The organism is Paenibacillus dauci, from assembly GCF_000971985.1.
Classification (GTDB): domain Bacteria; phylum Bacillota; class Bacilli; order Paenibacillales; family Paenibacillaceae; genus Saccharibacillus; species Saccharibacillus dauci.
The window spans coordinates 1-14814 of sequence record NZ_LAQQ01000008.1 but is presented as its reverse complement, the minus strand read 5'-3'; the positions used below and the strand labels follow the sequence as shown (position 1 = coordinate 14814).

Annotated in this window: 13 protein-coding genes; 11 read left to right on the top strand and 2 right to left on the bottom strand. The window is 45.0% G+C overall.

Features of this window, described 5'->3' with window-relative positions; all coding sequences use genetic code 11:
* Window positions 1-392 precede the first annotated feature (392 nt).
* Window positions 393-2090 carry a methyl-accepting chemotaxis protein gene (locus tag WH46_RS20535; protein ID WP_046228153.1) on the top strand — a complete coding sequence of 566 codons (1698 nt, stop codon included), beginning with the start codon at window positions 393-395 and terminating at the stop codon, window positions 2088-2090.
* Between the two features lie 174 nt (window positions 2091-2264).
* On the opposite strand, the gene WH46_RS20530 is transcribed toward WH46_RS20535, so the two are convergent.
* Entirely contained in the window at window positions 2265-3350 is a 1086-nt protein-coding gene (locus WH46_RS20530) for a glycoside hydrolase family 64 protein (RefSeq protein WP_046228152.1), read from the bottom strand.
* 243 nt (window positions 3351-3593) lie between these two features.
* Between WH46_RS20530 and WH46_RS20525 the strand changes: the two genes are divergently transcribed.
* From WH46_RS20525 to WH46_RS20495, 7 genes are all read left to right on the top strand, one after another.
* On the top strand, window positions 3594-4205 hold the full coding sequence (locus WH46_RS20525; protein ID WP_046228151.1) for a hypothetical protein: 612 nt from the start codon (window positions 3594-3596) through the stop codon (window positions 4203-4205).
* A 594-nt stretch (window positions 4206-4799) separates the two neighbouring features.
* Window positions 4800-5168, top strand: coding sequence for a class Ib ribonucleoside-diphosphate reductase assembly flavoprotein NrdI (nrdI, locus tag WH46_RS20520; RefSeq protein WP_017811601.1), 369 nt, complete (start codon window positions 4800-4802; stop codon window positions 5166-5168).
* Complete coding sequence (nrdE, locus tag WH46_RS20515) at window positions 5155-7239, top strand: class 1b ribonucleoside-diphosphate reductase subunit alpha (RefSeq protein ID WP_017811600.1); 2085 nt, start codon at window positions 5155-5157, stop codon at window positions 7237-7239. Before nrdI ends, nrdE begins: the two co-directional genes overlap by 14 nt.
* 74 nt (window positions 7240-7313) lie before the next feature.
* The gene (locus tag WH46_RS20510) at window positions 7314-7778 is read left to right on the top strand and encodes a VOC family protein (RefSeq protein WP_046228150.1); all 465 of its coding nucleotides are present in this window, start codon (window positions 7314-7316) and stop codon (window positions 7776-7778) included.
* A 190-nt stretch (window positions 7779-7968) separates the two neighbouring features.
* Window positions 7969-8937 carry a class 1b ribonucleoside-diphosphate reductase subunit beta gene (gene nrdF, locus WH46_RS20505; protein ID WP_017811598.1) on the top strand — a complete coding sequence of 323 codons (969 nt, stop codon included), beginning with the start codon at window positions 7969-7971 and terminating at the stop codon, window positions 8935-8937.
* Between the two features lie 420 nt (window positions 8938-9357).
* Window positions 9358-9837, top strand: coding sequence for a hypothetical protein (locus tag WH46_RS20500; RefSeq protein WP_046228149.1), 480 nt, complete (start codon window positions 9358-9360; stop codon window positions 9835-9837).
* A 28-nt stretch (window positions 9838-9865) separates the two neighbouring features.
* A complete protein-coding gene (locus tag WH46_RS20495) occupies window positions 9866-10192 on the top strand; it encodes a thioredoxin family protein (RefSeq protein WP_046228148.1) in 327 nt (108 codons plus the stop codon).
* On the opposite strand, the gene WH46_RS20490 is transcribed toward WH46_RS20495, so the two are convergent.
* On the bottom strand, window positions 10168-10617 hold the full coding sequence (locus WH46_RS20490; protein WP_197088300.1) for a GNAT family N-acetyltransferase: 450 nt from the start codon (window positions 10615-10617) through the stop codon (window positions 10168-10170). The genes WH46_RS20495 and WH46_RS20490 overlap by 25 nt on opposite strands.
* Window positions 10618-11334: 717 nt before the next feature.
* Between WH46_RS20490 and WH46_RS20485 the strand changes: the two genes are divergently transcribed.
* Genes WH46_RS20485 through WH46_RS20475 form a run of 3 tightly spaced genes read left to right on the top strand, consistent with a single transcriptional unit; the run spans window position 11335 to window position 14618 of the window.
* The gene (locus WH46_RS20485; protein ID WP_017811594.1) at window positions 11335-11724 is read left to right on the top strand and encodes a GntR family transcriptional regulator; all 390 of its coding nucleotides are present in this window, start codon (window positions 11335-11337) and stop codon (window positions 11722-11724) included.
* Window positions 11717-12622 carry an ABC transporter ATP-binding protein gene (locus tag WH46_RS20480; protein ID WP_046228147.1) on the top strand — a complete coding sequence of 302 codons (906 nt, stop codon included), beginning with the start codon at window positions 11717-11719 and terminating at the stop codon, window positions 12620-12622. Before WH46_RS20485 ends, WH46_RS20480 begins: the two co-directional genes overlap by 8 nt.
* Window positions 12597-14618, top strand: a complete 2022-nt coding sequence (locus WH46_RS20475) for an ABC-2 transporter permease (protein WP_046228146.1) — start codon at window positions 12597-12599, stop codon at window positions 14616-14618. Before WH46_RS20480 ends, WH46_RS20475 begins: the two co-directional genes overlap by 26 nt.
* The last annotated feature ends 196 nt before the right edge of the window (window positions 14619-14814 follow it).

Genomic DNA, 14814 nt, shown 5'->3' with positions numbered 1-14814 from the left:
CGTTTCGAATTCGGTAGATGTTTCCCGGCAATCAACTATAATATGCAATTGTAAATAGAAGTGCTGCATATTTGCAGGATAATCACGCAGTTACTAAACCCGATTACCCATATCGTATTGTGCCCTGTACAACGGTCTGCTGAATTCATAAAGCAGCTGATTGTACAGGGCTTTTTTTGTATCTTTTTCCGGACGCCTCGCATCATCTTTTTTTATACTTGATGAGGAAGGTTTATCGGTCAACAACCGTACATAGCACAAGCTCACAAAATTATTTTCAGAAAATAGGTAATGAAAACGTCTATTTATGTCGAAATGAATAGTATATGAAAAGTTGTAGTAACAACTAATAATTGAGAATTAGGAACGATGGAGGAACAAGAACTGTGAGAATGACTGTACGTGCCAAATTATTAAGTGGATTTGCCGGTATGATGGTGTTGATACTGATTCTGGGCGTACTCGTATCGATGCGACTGGATTCGATAGGAGACAATGCTACAGATATCCGAAGCAACAGCATCCCCAGTCTGGTATCCCTGTATCAGATCAATGATGAAGTAACCGATGTAGAGAATCTCGTGCTGCGCAGTATTATTGAGCAAGACGATACAGCCATGCAGCAGATTAATTCGGAGATCAACAGCACAAGCGCCAGTATTGCCAAGAATATGCAGCTGTATGAGGCGGATCTGTCCGATGATCAGGAGATCCAGATGTATAATTCCTTTAAGAAAAGCTGGACCAGTTATACGGCTACCATTCCGCAGATTACAGCTGCTTCTGATGCCAATAACGATACACTGGCTATGAGTCTGCAGCAGGATGCGTCACCGATGCTGGAATCCATGAATGAAGTACTAAGCAAACTGGTCGATCATAATGTAAATGATGTGACAGGTTCAGCAGATGAACAACTGAGCGAGTTTAATCTGGCCCGCTTGATAACATGGGCTGCGGTGATTGCAGCGATCGTAATTGGAAGCATACTTGCTTTGGTGATTTCGCGCATGATCATTCGTCCACTGCACCAGATGCTGGATCAGGTCAACTATATTGCCGAAGGCGATCTGACCCGCACGTCTGAACTTCCGGTTGATGTAAAGGATGAACTCGGCGATCTCGCCAAAGGACTGCAGCATATGGGACATTCCCTGAACAGAGTCATTACCGAAGTAAATGAAACGTCCCAGCGGCTTAACGGCTCTGCCGAAGAACTGACTGCTATTGCCGAGGAAAATGCTTCAACTTCCGCCCATACGACCGAGTCACTGGTCTCCATGGCTGACCGTTCTGCCGATCAGGCGAGCCAATCGGAGCAGGGAGCCATACTGGTACAGGAAATCTCCGCCAATATTCAGGAGATCGATAACCGGATGGAACAGGTGAGCCAGTCTGCCCAGACAGCTGCCGACCATTCGATTAACGGAACAGGCGTGGTCACCGAAGCAGCCGGACGAATGGAGACGGCCCAGGCACGAATGAATGAAATGAACGGTGTAGTCAATGAGCTGAGAAGCCGTTCACAGGAGATCGGCAGTATCGTCGGGATTATTACCGGGATCGCCGGACAGACCAATCTGCTCGCTCTGAATGCCGCTATCGAAGCCGCGCGAGCTGGAGAACATGGCAAAGGATTCGCGGTTGTTGCCGCCGAAGTGCAGAAGCTGGCCGAGCAGTCCTCCACGTCTGCCGGGCAGATCGTCAGCATGATCGAATCGATCCAGCAGGATACGGATCGTCTTCATCAAGCCATGGATATGACAGCCGAGCAGATTCTGAGTGGTACCGAATCCATGAGAACGACCGGCGCTTTATTTGAAGATATCAAACAATCTGTCAATGAAGTAGCTATGCAGAGCCGTGAAGCGGCACAGCTGTCGGGCAGCGTTAACCGAAGTGCTGCAGCAATGGAACAATCTATCACCGGCATTGTTCAAAGTGTAGAATATTCCTCAGATGAGATTCAGAAAATCTCAGCCGCTTCGGAGCAGCAGTCTGCATCCATGCACGAACTGTCTTCCAGTGCTTCGGCTTTGTCCGAGATGGCTGAAGAGATGAATCGGATTGTAGATCGATTCAAGCTATAATCGAAGCTTCTATTGTTCATTTTGAATTCATATAAAAGCAATATAAAAAAGTCCTGCAGCCAGCAGATGTATTCTGCCGGTTATGCAGGGCTTTTTGTGTTGGGACTGACTAGAATGGTTTCACTTCAGAATGATAATGATAGCAGCAAAATCTCATACAATGGTGATGATGAATTACCAGCCTACCCGTACAATCAATCCTTTTGGATCACCGACTTCCAGATAGGCAGCCTGCTGATTATAATCATCATAGGCGAATCCATAAGCAAGGCGGCCGATACTGTGATCATGCCAGAACTTGGCATAATAGTTGGCAGGCGCTGCCTGGTAATAGGCAGATACATTATTCCAGTTCGCCTGATTCTCATAGACATGGCGGTTGATCGCAGAACAGATACCAGGCGATTCCTGCAGTCTGCCATTGCAGAGTAGAATCTCCTGCGTGTTATAGCCGCCGCCGTAGCTGCCAAAGTAATTGGCATTCGCACCACCAGCTTTGAACGAGCCATGAATCGGCGCTACGATGCGATAAGGTGCCTGCACATCGGCCAATCCTTTGAACGCTGTCGGCACTTCACTGCGATACTTACTGAAGATACTCGCGCGTGTCTCGGACTCCAGTTCGCCCACTGTACGGTCATAGTTGCCTGCACGATTCACCAGACGATGTTGCAATGGGAATCCGAATCCATCAACACGAGTCGTATTGCCATGGTAACCGGTGTTATCTACTGTAAATTCTACAAAGTCAAAATAAACATCCAGATTCGGATCGGTTGGGTTGTTGATATCCGGTCCAGCAAATCCATCATTGAAAGTCTTAATATAACAAGGCGAACCCACACAAATAAACATGCGTCCGGAATCCATTTTCGGTAGGCTTACCCATTCGGCCTGGCTGATGGTACTATAGATATTGGCATAGTTGACGCCGTTTTTGGTCAGATGTCCGGGAGCGTCATTCAACGCTGCGGAGATAGGCTGCAGTTGGCCTGTGCTGGTCAGGTAGCTCCACTGCTTGGTCTCGGGATTAATGCCCAGGATGCCCCAATAGACACGATTGTCCGGATAGGCTCCATTGGTGGCATTCATGACTTTGAACGTCATGACGCCCTTGCCGGAAGGCGCAGGGATGGAGGAAGCCGGTATGGAACCGACCGAAGGTGCAGCAGCAGAGACAGAAGTGGTAGAGAGCGGAGACAATCCGCACACCATGATCAGAACAGCGAGCAATACATACTTGAAGACCGAATTTCTCATAAACTACCTCCTTATTTTGTATACGCTTTCAGATGCATGTTTAATTATTACAATATATGGAATTGGATTCAATCAAAAACCGTGTGCATTTCTCAGGAAAGCATGTGCATTTTTCAGTCTCCTGCTTCTGCTCTGAAGGAGAGCGAAGTTTCCAGCCGGTTGTTGCTACAGAAAGAGAAAGTTATACTTGAGAATCAAGATCTATCATGAAATGAGATTTCCCCAAAAAAGGAGGAGCAATTGATGAAACGTTTTGTCGATCCTTTGTTTGAGCCTTACTCTGTTCCCTATGTACTGGCCCGAAAGGGCAGTATCGTAGTGAAATGTCCCAAATGCCAAAGTGCTGCCTATATCGGAGCCGATTCCAATAGAGAGAACATCGAACTTTTTTGTCATTCCTGCTTTTACCGGAAGCTGGCGGAGCCCGATTATACGTATTCTGCTGCAGCGATCTGCACGGCCTGCGAATGCTGGTTCAACGAACCGGTCAAAGATGAACGTCAATTTACCCAAAAACATGTACATATTATTTGTCCGGCATGCCATACGGATAATATCGTAGAGCTCCACAAACGAGAAAGTTCCGTCTGGACAGGATCGGACATACGTAATGGGCGCGATCCCTTTTTCGATCAGGAATTGTATTTCCTTGATTATTATCGCGGCAAGATGGTCTGGGCGGTTAACCGGGAGCATCTTACCTATCTAATCGACTATATTGCAGCAAGTTTACGCGAAAGACCGAATTCTAGCCATGTACGTACCGCTTCCTACCGGCTGCCCAAGTATATGAAAGAGGCCAAAAATCGCAATGACTTGATTCGTCTGCTGCAGCGTATGCAGCGAAAAAAATGAGTGTCTCTGACCAACGGACAGACTGCCTTCCAGGATAAACCGCTATCATGGAGCGCTACAAATGACAGGTCAAAAAAATCTATATTTTTATATAAGTTTCATTTGCTTTTTCATGTTGAAAGCAGTAAAATTTTAAACTTGAGTGTCTATCGTGATGACTGTCTAACTTCATTTCATAATCTGGAAATGATAGTAAAGATGGTTTGAAAAAACACACTAGATATAGTGTGTCAAGTGAATTATTTTTTTGAATAGTTTTCACCAGATAGGTAGCGTTCAAATAAGCCGGAATACATGGAGATTTTACTTGTTATCTGCTTTTTACGGCTATTTTGGATGCTGCTTTCTCGCTGGTTGGTCCTATTGACAACACTATATATAGCGTTTAAAGTTTAGAACAGCTCCTACATATTGCGTTACGGAATGTTTTAACGTGCGGTATATGGGTAATGCTTGTTAAGAGAAATTAAGCTGGAGTAGCAAGGGTTTTCAGTACTTTGTTGCTTCGGAAACGCGTGTGTCGCTGACGGTTCTTTATAAATAAAGAACCGTCAGCGACACTATATATTGAGTGAGAAGGAGATGTCATCCCACATGCTGATTGCATATGATTCCAAGACAGGCAACGTCAAACGGTTTATCGGAAAATTGAAAAATGCATCGGTGCAGGCCGTACAGATTGAAGAGGCGCTGCAGCTGAATGAACCATTCGTATTGGTCACCTACACAACCGGCTTCGGTCAGGTTCCCGAGAAGGTGACTCATTTTCTGGAAAAAAACCATGGCCGTCTGCTTGGCGTAGCAGCCAGCGGCAACCGTAACTGGGGCGAGAACTTCGGCAAGAGTGCAGATTTGATATCGGAGCGCTACGGCGTTCCGGTCGTATATAAATTTGAACTATCCGGCACTACAGGAGACGCACAACGATTCGTACAGGAGGTAGAGAAAATTGCGGCATATTGAATTGAACAACCTATTGATGCAGCGTGATGATAACGGATTTTTCCGTTTGGATAAAGATAAAGAAGCAGTACAGGAATACATGAAGGAAGTGGATGAGAAGAGTATCCATTTCGCGGACACTTCGTCCAAAGTGCGTTACATGATCGACAACGATTACTATGAGGACATGTACCAGCATTACAATGAGCAGGCCGTGGAAGAAGTATATGCGATTACACACAGCTATAACTTCCAGTTCCCTTCCTATATGGCAGCTTCCAAGTTCTACAAGGACTACGCGGTAAAAACAAATGACCGTGCGAAGTACCTGGAGCACTATCCGGATCGTGTAGCCGTTGTAGCACTGCATCTCGGACGCGGTAATGCCGAAAATGCCAAGACGCTGGCACGTTCCATGATGGAACAGCGTCTGCAGCCGGCAACACCGACATTCCTGAATGCCGGCAAGAGTCGCCGTGGAGAGATGGTATCCTGTTTCCTGTTGGAAATGGATGATTCCCTGAACTCGATCAACTATGTACTGAATACCTGCATGCAGCTGTCCAAAATCGGCGGCGGTGTAGCGGTTAACCTGTCCAAGCTTCGTGGACGCGGCGAGCCAATCAAAGGCGTCGAAGGCGCAGCCAAAGGCATCATGCCTGTTCTGAAGCTGATGGAGGATGCTTTCTCCTATGCCGACCAAATGGGTCAACGTAAAGGTTCCGGCGCAGCGTACTACAATATCTTCGGCTGGGATATCCTGGAGTTCCTGGACAGCAAGAAGATCAATGCGGACGAGCGTACTCGCCTGAAAACACTGTCGATCGGTCTGATCGTGCCTAACCGCTTCTACAAGCTGGCAGCCGATAACGAGCTGCTGCACGTATTTGCACCATATAGTGTATACAAAGCATACGGCAAGCACCTCGACGATCTGAACATCGACGAAATGTACGATACGCTGATGGCGGATGACCGTGTCAAGAAAAAGCCAATCATGAGCGCACGTGATATGCTGACCAAGATTGCCAGCATCCAGCTGGAATCCGGCTATCCTTATATTATGAACAAAAGTAACGCCAACAAATTCCATGCCCTCAATGGCATCGGTTCGGTAAAAATGTCCAACCTGTGCACGGAGATTTTCCAGCTGCAGGAAACAACAGAAATCATGGACTATGGCGTAGATGATATTATCCGCCGCGATATCAGCTGTAACCTCGGTTCCCTGAATATCGTTAATGTTATGGAACTCGGCAAAATCCGTGAATCCGTACATGAAGGCATTATGGGTCTGACTTCGGTAAGTGATATGACCAATATTGCTAATGCACCGGGTGTAGCCAAAGCCAACCGTGAGATGCATTCTGTAGGTCTGGGCGTTATGAACCTGCACGGCTATCTGTCCAAAAACAAAATTGCCTACGAGAGCGAAGATGCAATCGACTTCGTACGTACTTTCTTCATGATGATGAACTATTACTCGTTGGAGAAGAGCATGGAGATTGCACGCGAGACTGGCAAAACATTCATGGACTTTGATAAATCCGACTATGCAAGTGGTGTGTACTTTGACCGTTATCTGGCGACCGACTATCGTCCGTCCAAGCCACGTGTACAAGAACTATTTGGCAGCATGTACATCCCGACACCGGCAGACTGGCAGAACCTCAAAGCCGATGTAATGAAAAATGGTCTGTACCATGCCTACCGTCTGGCGATTGCGCCGACAGCAAGCATTTCCTATATCCAGAATGCAACATCCAGCGTAATGCCGATTGTAGAGCAGATCGAGACACGTACGTATGCGAACTCGACCACATACTATCCAATGCCGTACATGCAGCAGGATAACTATTTCTACTACAAATCCGCTTATACTATGGATCAGTTCAAAGTTCTGGATCTGATCGCCGAGATCCAGCAGCACGTCGATCAAGGGATCTCTACAGTCCTGCATGTAAGCAGTGATGTAACGACCCGTCAATTGGCTCGCTACTATCTGTACGCAGCACACAAAGGCCTGAAGTCCCTGTATTACACTCGTACCAAGCGTCTGACAGTTGAAGAGTGCATTAGCTGCTCCGTATAATATTCATTTATACGATTTGATCTGCTTGATTCAGACCGCTATCCGCCGCTTGAACAAAGTAAAGGATGAACGCAATGATTAAAGGCATTTTTGAAACGCATATTAATGTGAGTGATGTCGAGCGGTCCGCTGCTTTTTATGAGCGTCTGCCCGGCATTACACTCCTTCATGAAGACACGGCTCGCAAAAGCCGATTCTACTCGGTCGGCGCACCTGGTGTGAGTATGCTCGGGATTCGCGAAAATTATCCAACGCCACTTGTACAGCGTCAGCATTTTGCTTTTCGTGTAGAGCTGGAGGATTTGAGATCTGCCCGTGAAGAATTGTCTCGTCTTGGAATATCGACAGAGAACTTTCATGGTGAAGATGCAGCGCAGTTAATGGTATTCCCATTTATGCCTGCCGTCTCGATTTACTTTGACGATCCGGATGGACATTCTATTGAATATCTGGCGATGCTGGACGATGAGCCGAGACCCGATCTGCCGATTATGTCCTGGCAAGAATGGGATCAGCTGCACAATCGTACAGAATCGTAAACTCTATCTATTGTGAATTAACATTCAAAACTATCTAACCCGCCACTGGCGTAAATATAAATATGGATCTTTACCTTGCAGTATGCATCAGAAGCGAACGACCCTTCTTCTTGCATACTGTAGTCTTGTTATGATAAAAACAGCTACTGTTTCACTACATAACGACAGGTAAGAGAAAGGGGCACAACACATGAGTGAGCCAATCAAAGCAGTCAACTGGAACCGTCCGGATGACGATTTTTCCCTGATGTTCTGGAACCAGAACATTATGCAGTTCTGGACAGACGACGAAATCCCGCTGTCCGATGACAAAATGTCCTGGATTCAGCTGAGCGATCTGGAACGTCAAACCTATATGAAAGTCCTCGGTGGACTGACCCTGCTGGATACGATTCAGGGTGGCATTGGTATGCCGCAAATCCTGGAGCATGTTGACGGCTTGCAGCGCAAAGCGGTACTGGGCTTTATGGCAATGATGGAGCAGATCCATGCCAAGTCCTATAGCAGTATTTTTACAACGCTATCTTCAACGGAAGAGATCGACGAGATCTTCAAATGGGTCGAAGAGCATCCACGTCTGCAGACCAAAGCGGAGACGATCCGTCAGTATTACACCAACATTAATTCTCCAAAGGAACTGTTCCTGGCAATGGCTGCGTCTGTACTGCTGGAGAGCTATCTGTTCTATAGTGGTTTCTTCTATCCGCTGTACCTCGCGGGTCAAGGCAAAATGACCTGCAGTGGCGAGATCATTGACCTGATCCTGCGTGACGAGAGTATCCATGGTGTATACGTGGGTGTACTGGCACAGGAAATCTACAACGAGCTGGACGAATACGAGCAAAAAGACGCTTACGAGACACTGGAAGGCCTGTTCCGTTATCTGCATGAGAACGAAGAAGGCTATACAGCCGAGATTTACGATGCGATCGGCCTGACAGATGAAGTAAATGTGTTCCTGCGTTACAATGCCAACAAAGCATTCATGAATCTGGGCTTTGATCCGCTGTTCCCGGAAGAAGAAGTCAACCCGATTGTCTTCAACGGAATCAGTACACACACCAAGCAACATGACTTTTTCTCCAAAAAAGGAAATGGTTATGTACGTGCAATGAATGTAGAGCGTCTGACTGACGAGGATTTCAAATTCGATTTTTAATATAAACAAAGCCGATATAAAAACAGAGGACTTTCGTTTATTTTAGATATATACAGATAGAGATGATTTTCCAGAGATAAAAGGGTTAGTTACAGAGCAAAGCTTGACCATGCCATGCATACCGCATAGATAAAGAGAGACATAGAACAACGGATGTATGGTATCGGAGGTATTTAAAAGGGGATAAGAGAAGGCTGTCTTGCTGCATATGATGCAGACAAGGCAGCCTTCTTACGTATGAACGCAAGTAAGACATGAGCGATCGCAGGCTTCTTCGATAATAGTCATACAGCATAGAGATAGTGGGAAGGAATAGCGATTATACATACATGTACATATGAATAAAATGGATGTTTTGTAATCGTTCCCGGAAGCTTATACAATGAGTAACAACACTATTATTCACAGGGGGTAATGAGCATGGGAATGACAGGAATCTATTATGTAGAAAAAGAGAATTTGCAGACCGTTCTGGCTGGTGACCCCAGTCGGCCCGACCTGGATATCGATAAAACATGGAGTCTGATCGCGGATATGTTTCCGGATATTCCATTTGTGCCGGTACAGGATCAGTATAAGATCGACAGCCAATTGACCGAGTTTGGTACTTTCTATCTGCCACCGCATCAGGTCGCCCAGATGGCTGAATCGATTCCAGTCGTACGCCAGCGTGAAGCACTGGAGCAGCGTATCGATTTTGACCGCTGGAAAGCCAGTAACCAGCAGAGTCCAGATGATGTGGAAGACCATGCGATGATGATCTTTTTCTTTGCGATCAATGAAAACGATACGTATGAGGAGATCGTAGAAGACTATCTGATGCCGTATCTGAATCAGGTCTTTGATCTGTATCTGGATGCAGCCAGCAAAGGTCAAGGCATCGTGTTTGCTATTTTCTAGGGTAGTTTGGAAAGGGGATCGACAAGCAATGAAATCATTAAACAGCGTAGAGCAGGTGAGAGAAGAGATTCAAAGCAACCGCCTGCAACTGCTTCTGCTCAAAATGCATAACTGCAGTGTCTGCGAGGCTGTTCAGCCCCAGACCGCAAAACTGCTGGAGGATTACCCACAGATTGCCGGTGCCTATATCTATGTAGAAGAGGCACCAGAGCTGGCTTCCGAGTATCTAATCTTTACTTCACCGGTACTCATACTGTTTTATGAAGGCAAGGAAGTATACAGGGCAGCACGCTTTATCCGTTTTACCGAGCTGGAGCAGCAGCTGGAAGGCTATGCTTCACTGCTGGAATCATGATGTGAAGTGCTGGAAGAAGCGGCATAGACGCGTTCCATAATCACATAGCTTTTGCCACCGCGAACAAAAGAATCGACGGTAGGACGAAGACCGAATTTGCTATAGAATCCGGTCTTTTCGGTGCGCGCATTACAGTAAATACGCCGTACACCGGCTTGCTCGGCCTGCTGCATCACATACGCGAGCAGCTGGCTGCCGTAGCCCTGCCCCTGCTGGTGCGCCAGTGTAGCGAATTTGCGGAACTGGGCTTCATTGTTATCGATAAACAGAGAGAGCACCGATACGAGCTGACGATCCACAAACAATCCATAATGCGCACCCTGATCATCATTTTTCAATTGTACATAATCCAGCTCGCGATTCGGCCACATGACTTCATGACGAAGCTGCCAGGCTTGTTCTTTGCTAATCTGTTGAATGGGCATTAGAGATTCTCCTTTATTGGTAGGTAGATGTACGCATAGATATAGATATAGATCTGCTTGAGCGCTATATGCATCTATCGCTGCGGGAAGGGAATTCTGCCGGCGACCTCCGGTTAAGAATGGATATTTGGAATGACCGCTTGCAGCGGACAATATCCATTCTTAAATGTCGGTCTTCTGGCAGAATTCCCTTCCCTTCGCTATATGCTGTTGCATCATGATAGTGACGTTTCAAAGCGAATCTGAAGAGCGATAACATGGATAGACTGTTCTTTTTGGATGAGATATCTGGTATTTCGCAACTAGTGTCTCGTGTATTGTATCCGGTACCTCGTATTTCATATTCGTATTTCGTTATTCTGTATCATCGATTGTATTTCCTTCAAGCACAGAGCGGAGAAAAGAGAATTATACCAGCGCCCGACATTTAAAAATGAAGATCAACCGATATCATCGGTCATTCAGGATCTCCATTTTTAACCGGAGAAAGCGGTAGAATCTCTTTGCGCCGCGGATTGACCTTCAATGTACCCCTTCATCTTTTCAAAAATATAGTAACTCCACACATCCAATTTTTCTATAAATCCAGCCCACTCTTGCTGTATAGTTCATCTCATTTCATCTTATCCTAATAAAAAGTAAATCCCAGTCATTGACAATTACCTTCAACTGTATTAATAATAGTAGTACAGTTAATACAGTGAAAGGGGGAAGCCCATGTTTGAACTGGATGTACGCAGTCGCAAGCCCATTTACGAACAGTTAATGGATAAAATCAAGGAAATGATTCTGTATGGCATTCTCAAGCCGGATGAACAGCTGCCTTCGGTACGCACATTGTCGGCACAGCTGACCGTCAATCCCAATACCATCCAGAAAGCGTACCGGGAGCTGGAAAGAGAAGGCTATATTTACTCCCAGGCAGGCAAAGGAAGCTTTGTGTCACCGACCCGGCAGCAGCCGAATAACGAACAGCTGACAGAGATGAAAGAGCGGCTGCTCAAGCTTTTTGCTGAAGCGATCTATCTTGGCTTTACCAAATCAGATATTGAAAAGCTGTATCAACAGACCATGGAAGAACAGGAGAGGGGGAAAAGCAGTGATTGAGATCAAGCAGTTGAGCAAGATTTTTGAAGGAGAACATGCTGTAGAAGAAGTATCTCTCACCGTACATAAAGGTTCGATTTTCGGATTGCTCGGTTCAAATGGTGCCGGCAAGACGACACTGCTCAAGACGGTAGCAGGTATTTACCGGGCAGACCGGGGACAAGTGCTGCTGGAAGGCCAGCCGATATATGAACATCCCGAGAGCAAGCAGCGAATGATTTTTTTGGCGGATCAACCTTATTTTTTTGCACAGACATCGATTCAGCAAATGGCGGTATTTTACCGGGCGATGTATCCCAATTGGGATGAACAGCGTTTTCGGCAGCTCGCTCAGGCGTTCAAGACCATTCCGCTCAAGCGTAAATTGCATCGTCTGTCCAAAGGTATGCAGCGTCAAGCTTCGTTATGGCTGGCACTCAGCTGCAAGCCGGACGTGCTTATTCTGGACGAACCGATCGACGGACTTGATCCGGTGATGCGCAGACAGGTCAAGAATCTGATATTCCAGGAAGTAGCTGACCGTGAACTGACTGTGATCATCTCTTCGCACAATCTACGGGAAATCGAGGATATGTGCGATCATGTAGGGATTATGCATCAGGGACGTCTATTGATTGAAAAAGAACTGGACGATCTCAAAGCCGCCAGCCACAAAATCCAGATCGCTTTCCGTGATCCAAGACATGAGCAGGCGATCTCCGGACTATTGGATATCCTGCATAAGGAAGAACGGGGTAGCGTAGGCACCTATATTATCAAAGGTACGGTCGAGCGCATTACCGAGGTTGTGCAAGCCTATCAGCCTTATGTATTCGACGTACTACCGATGACACTGGAAGAGATATTTATATACGAAATGGGGGATGCCGGTTATGACGTTCAACCACTACTTCTTTAACCGGGGATTATGGATGCATGCCTGGCGGCAAGGCGGCTGGATCGGGGTTATCTATTTGCTGCTGCTGATCTTTGCCGGACCGATGCAGCTGTTATCATCGAATTCAGCTTATGAATATCAAAAAGATACTCGAATCGTGAATTATCTGTTCCAAGAAGACGGAGAGATGGCAATTCTATTTGCTTTCATCATGTGCATATTGATGGCCGTTTTCTTGATGAGATTTATACAATCCAAGCGAGCGGCTGAGATGTTCCATAGTTTGCCTGTACGCAGAGATCAGCTACTTACGGTCTCACTGGTATCTGGACTTGGCATGTTGATTGTTCCAATATGGGTTACGGCTATTATTACTGGATCAATGGCAGGCAATCTGAATCATGTTGTTTTTACGGTTGATCAGGTAATCGACTGGGCTGTGTCTCTGACAGTTATTAGTTTATTTATCTTTACATTTACGTTATTTGTAGGAATGTGTATTGGTCAGTCCATCCTACAGATCATTGTTACAATTATATTATTTCTGCTTCCTAGTGGATTGAGTTTTCTTTATGTTCGATATTTTTCCAGATATCTTTATGGATATTATGATGGAGAACCTCGTTCGACTTTTATGACTGGTTGGTCTCCTATTGAAAAATTAATGAATGTATCTACAAATGGATTTAGTCAGCGAATTGGCTGGATATACCTTGTTATTTCCTTCGTACTAATTGGTCTAAGCTACTTGCTGTATAAGTTGCGTCCAACGGAGAAATCCACCCAGCCTATCGTATTCCGTTACTTTAATCCATTATTCCGTGTTGGAGTTACACTGTGCAGTGCATTATTAATCGGATTATATGGAATAACTTTTTTTGAAAAATGGGATGTTGTATGGTGCATAATCGGCGGAGTAATCGGTTATGTAGCAGCCGAAATGGTGCTTCGCAAAACCCGGCACGTATTTGATCGCAAATTGTGGTTGGGAATGGTCTTTTACGGAGTGATAGTTGCATTGTTCATCTATATCCCAGTGTCTCCACTGACTGGATACGAAACAAAAGTACCTGCACCAAATGATGTGAAATCTATATATATAGGCAATGATATTAGAAATGATCTATCTAATTACCCGACACATGGAATAGACATCGAGAAACCCAATCCTGATATGCTCTCTTCTAATCCTGATTATATTCAAAGTGTGATTCGGTTACATTCTCAGGTAGTAAAAGATAAACCTGATCCTGGAAGTAGAAACGATTATAACTATTATAACGTCAATGAACAAATACAAATAGCTTATATTATGAAGGATGGAAGTCATCTTTTAAGATCTTATATGATACCTAAGAGTGAAGAATACCAGCCATATCTTCAGCAAATTCAGCAATCCAAAGAATATAAAATGGCATTTTATAATCTCAGAGCGTTGGAGAAATCCGAAAGTGCAATAAAGATCAGAAACCCGGATAATCCAAAGCGTAAAATAGATATTATGGATCCGACTGAAATTCAACAGTTGAATCAGCTAATTATAAAAGAAAAGCTGGCAGTGAAAAACCCAAGAAACAATCCGATATACGGTAATACGTTAAATATGGTAATACAAATTTATAAAGACCCTTATTTTGGTAGAGAGTATTATTACAGCTGGAGTCCTCAATTCAAGCCGACTGAGGAGTGGCTGAAAGAAAAAGGATACTGGAATCTGCTGATTACCAAGGTGGAAGATATTTCTGCTATTGTTATTATTCCGGATGAGCGGAATCAAAAAGAAATTGCAGTGGTCAATTATGCTGATTTATTCAAAAAATATCGTGGAACTTCTAAGCAGGTCGTAATCAGCAACAAAAACCAGATCAATGAATTGTTGAATCGAAGCGAGTCTGACGGTGGAAATGCAGGGCAGAGCTATATAATCAAGCTCAGATTCAAAGATGGAACAGGGGCATATCGCGTTCTAAACAAAGAAAGTATTACCCCGGAGATTTACAACATTCTCCCCAAGTAACATGTATCACTAAATATATATTTAAAATAGCAGTCATGTATTTTATGAATACACACTCTTTGACAGTTTTTTCAATCAAGAGAATATAATCTAGCACAGTAAAAGAAGAGGATCGCATTTACTAAACTGTACCCTACAAGATGGACACTTTGAAAAAAAGTCATCTTGTAGGGTCTTTTTGTGTACAATAAAGAAA

What these genes read in the sequence shown, in the direction of transcription:
- WH46_RS20475 (WP_046228146.1), top strand. Translation starts at nt 12,597, where the DNA reads ATGACGTTCAACCACTACTTCTTTAACCGGGGATTATGGATGCATGCC.
- WH46_RS20525 (WP_046228151.1), top strand. Translation starts at nt 3,594, where the DNA reads ATGAAACGTTTTGTCGATCCTTTGTTTGAGCCTTACTCTGTTCCCTAT.
- WH46_RS20495 (WP_046228148.1), top strand. Translation starts at nt 9,866, where the DNA reads ATGAAATCATTAAACAGCGTAGAGCAGGTGAGAGAAGAGATTCAAAGC.
- WH46_RS20535 (WP_046228153.1), top strand. Translation starts at nt 393, where the DNA reads ATGACTGTACGTGCCAAATTATTAAGTGGATTTGCCGGTATGATGGTG.
- WH46_RS20500 (WP_046228149.1), top strand. Translation starts at nt 9,358, where the DNA reads ATGGGAATGACAGGAATCTATTATGTAGAAAAAGAGAATTTGCAGACC.
- WH46_RS20530 (WP_046228152.1), bottom strand. Translation starts at nt 3,350, where the DNA reads ATGAGAAATTCGGTCTTCAAGTATGTATTGCTCGCTGTTCTGATCATG.
- WH46_RS20485 (WP_017811594.1), top strand. Translation starts at nt 11,335, where the DNA reads ATGTTTGAACTGGATGTACGCAGTCGCAAGCCCATTTACGAACAGTTA.
- WH46_RS20510 (WP_046228150.1), top strand. Translation starts at nt 7,314, where the DNA reads ATGATTAAAGGCATTTTTGAAACGCATATTAATGTGAGTGATGTCGAG.
- WH46_RS20490 (WP_197088300.1), bottom strand. Translation starts at nt 10,617, where the DNA reads ATGCCCATTCAACAGATTAGCAAAGAACAAGCCTGGCAGCTTCGTCAT.
- nrdF (WP_017811598.1), top strand. Translation starts at nt 7,969, where the DNA reads ATGAGTGAGCCAATCAAAGCAGTCAACTGGAACCGTCCGGATGACGAT.
- nrdI (WP_017811601.1), top strand. Translation starts at nt 4,800, where the DNA reads ATGCTGATTGCATATGATTCCAAGACAGGCAACGTCAAACGGTTTATC.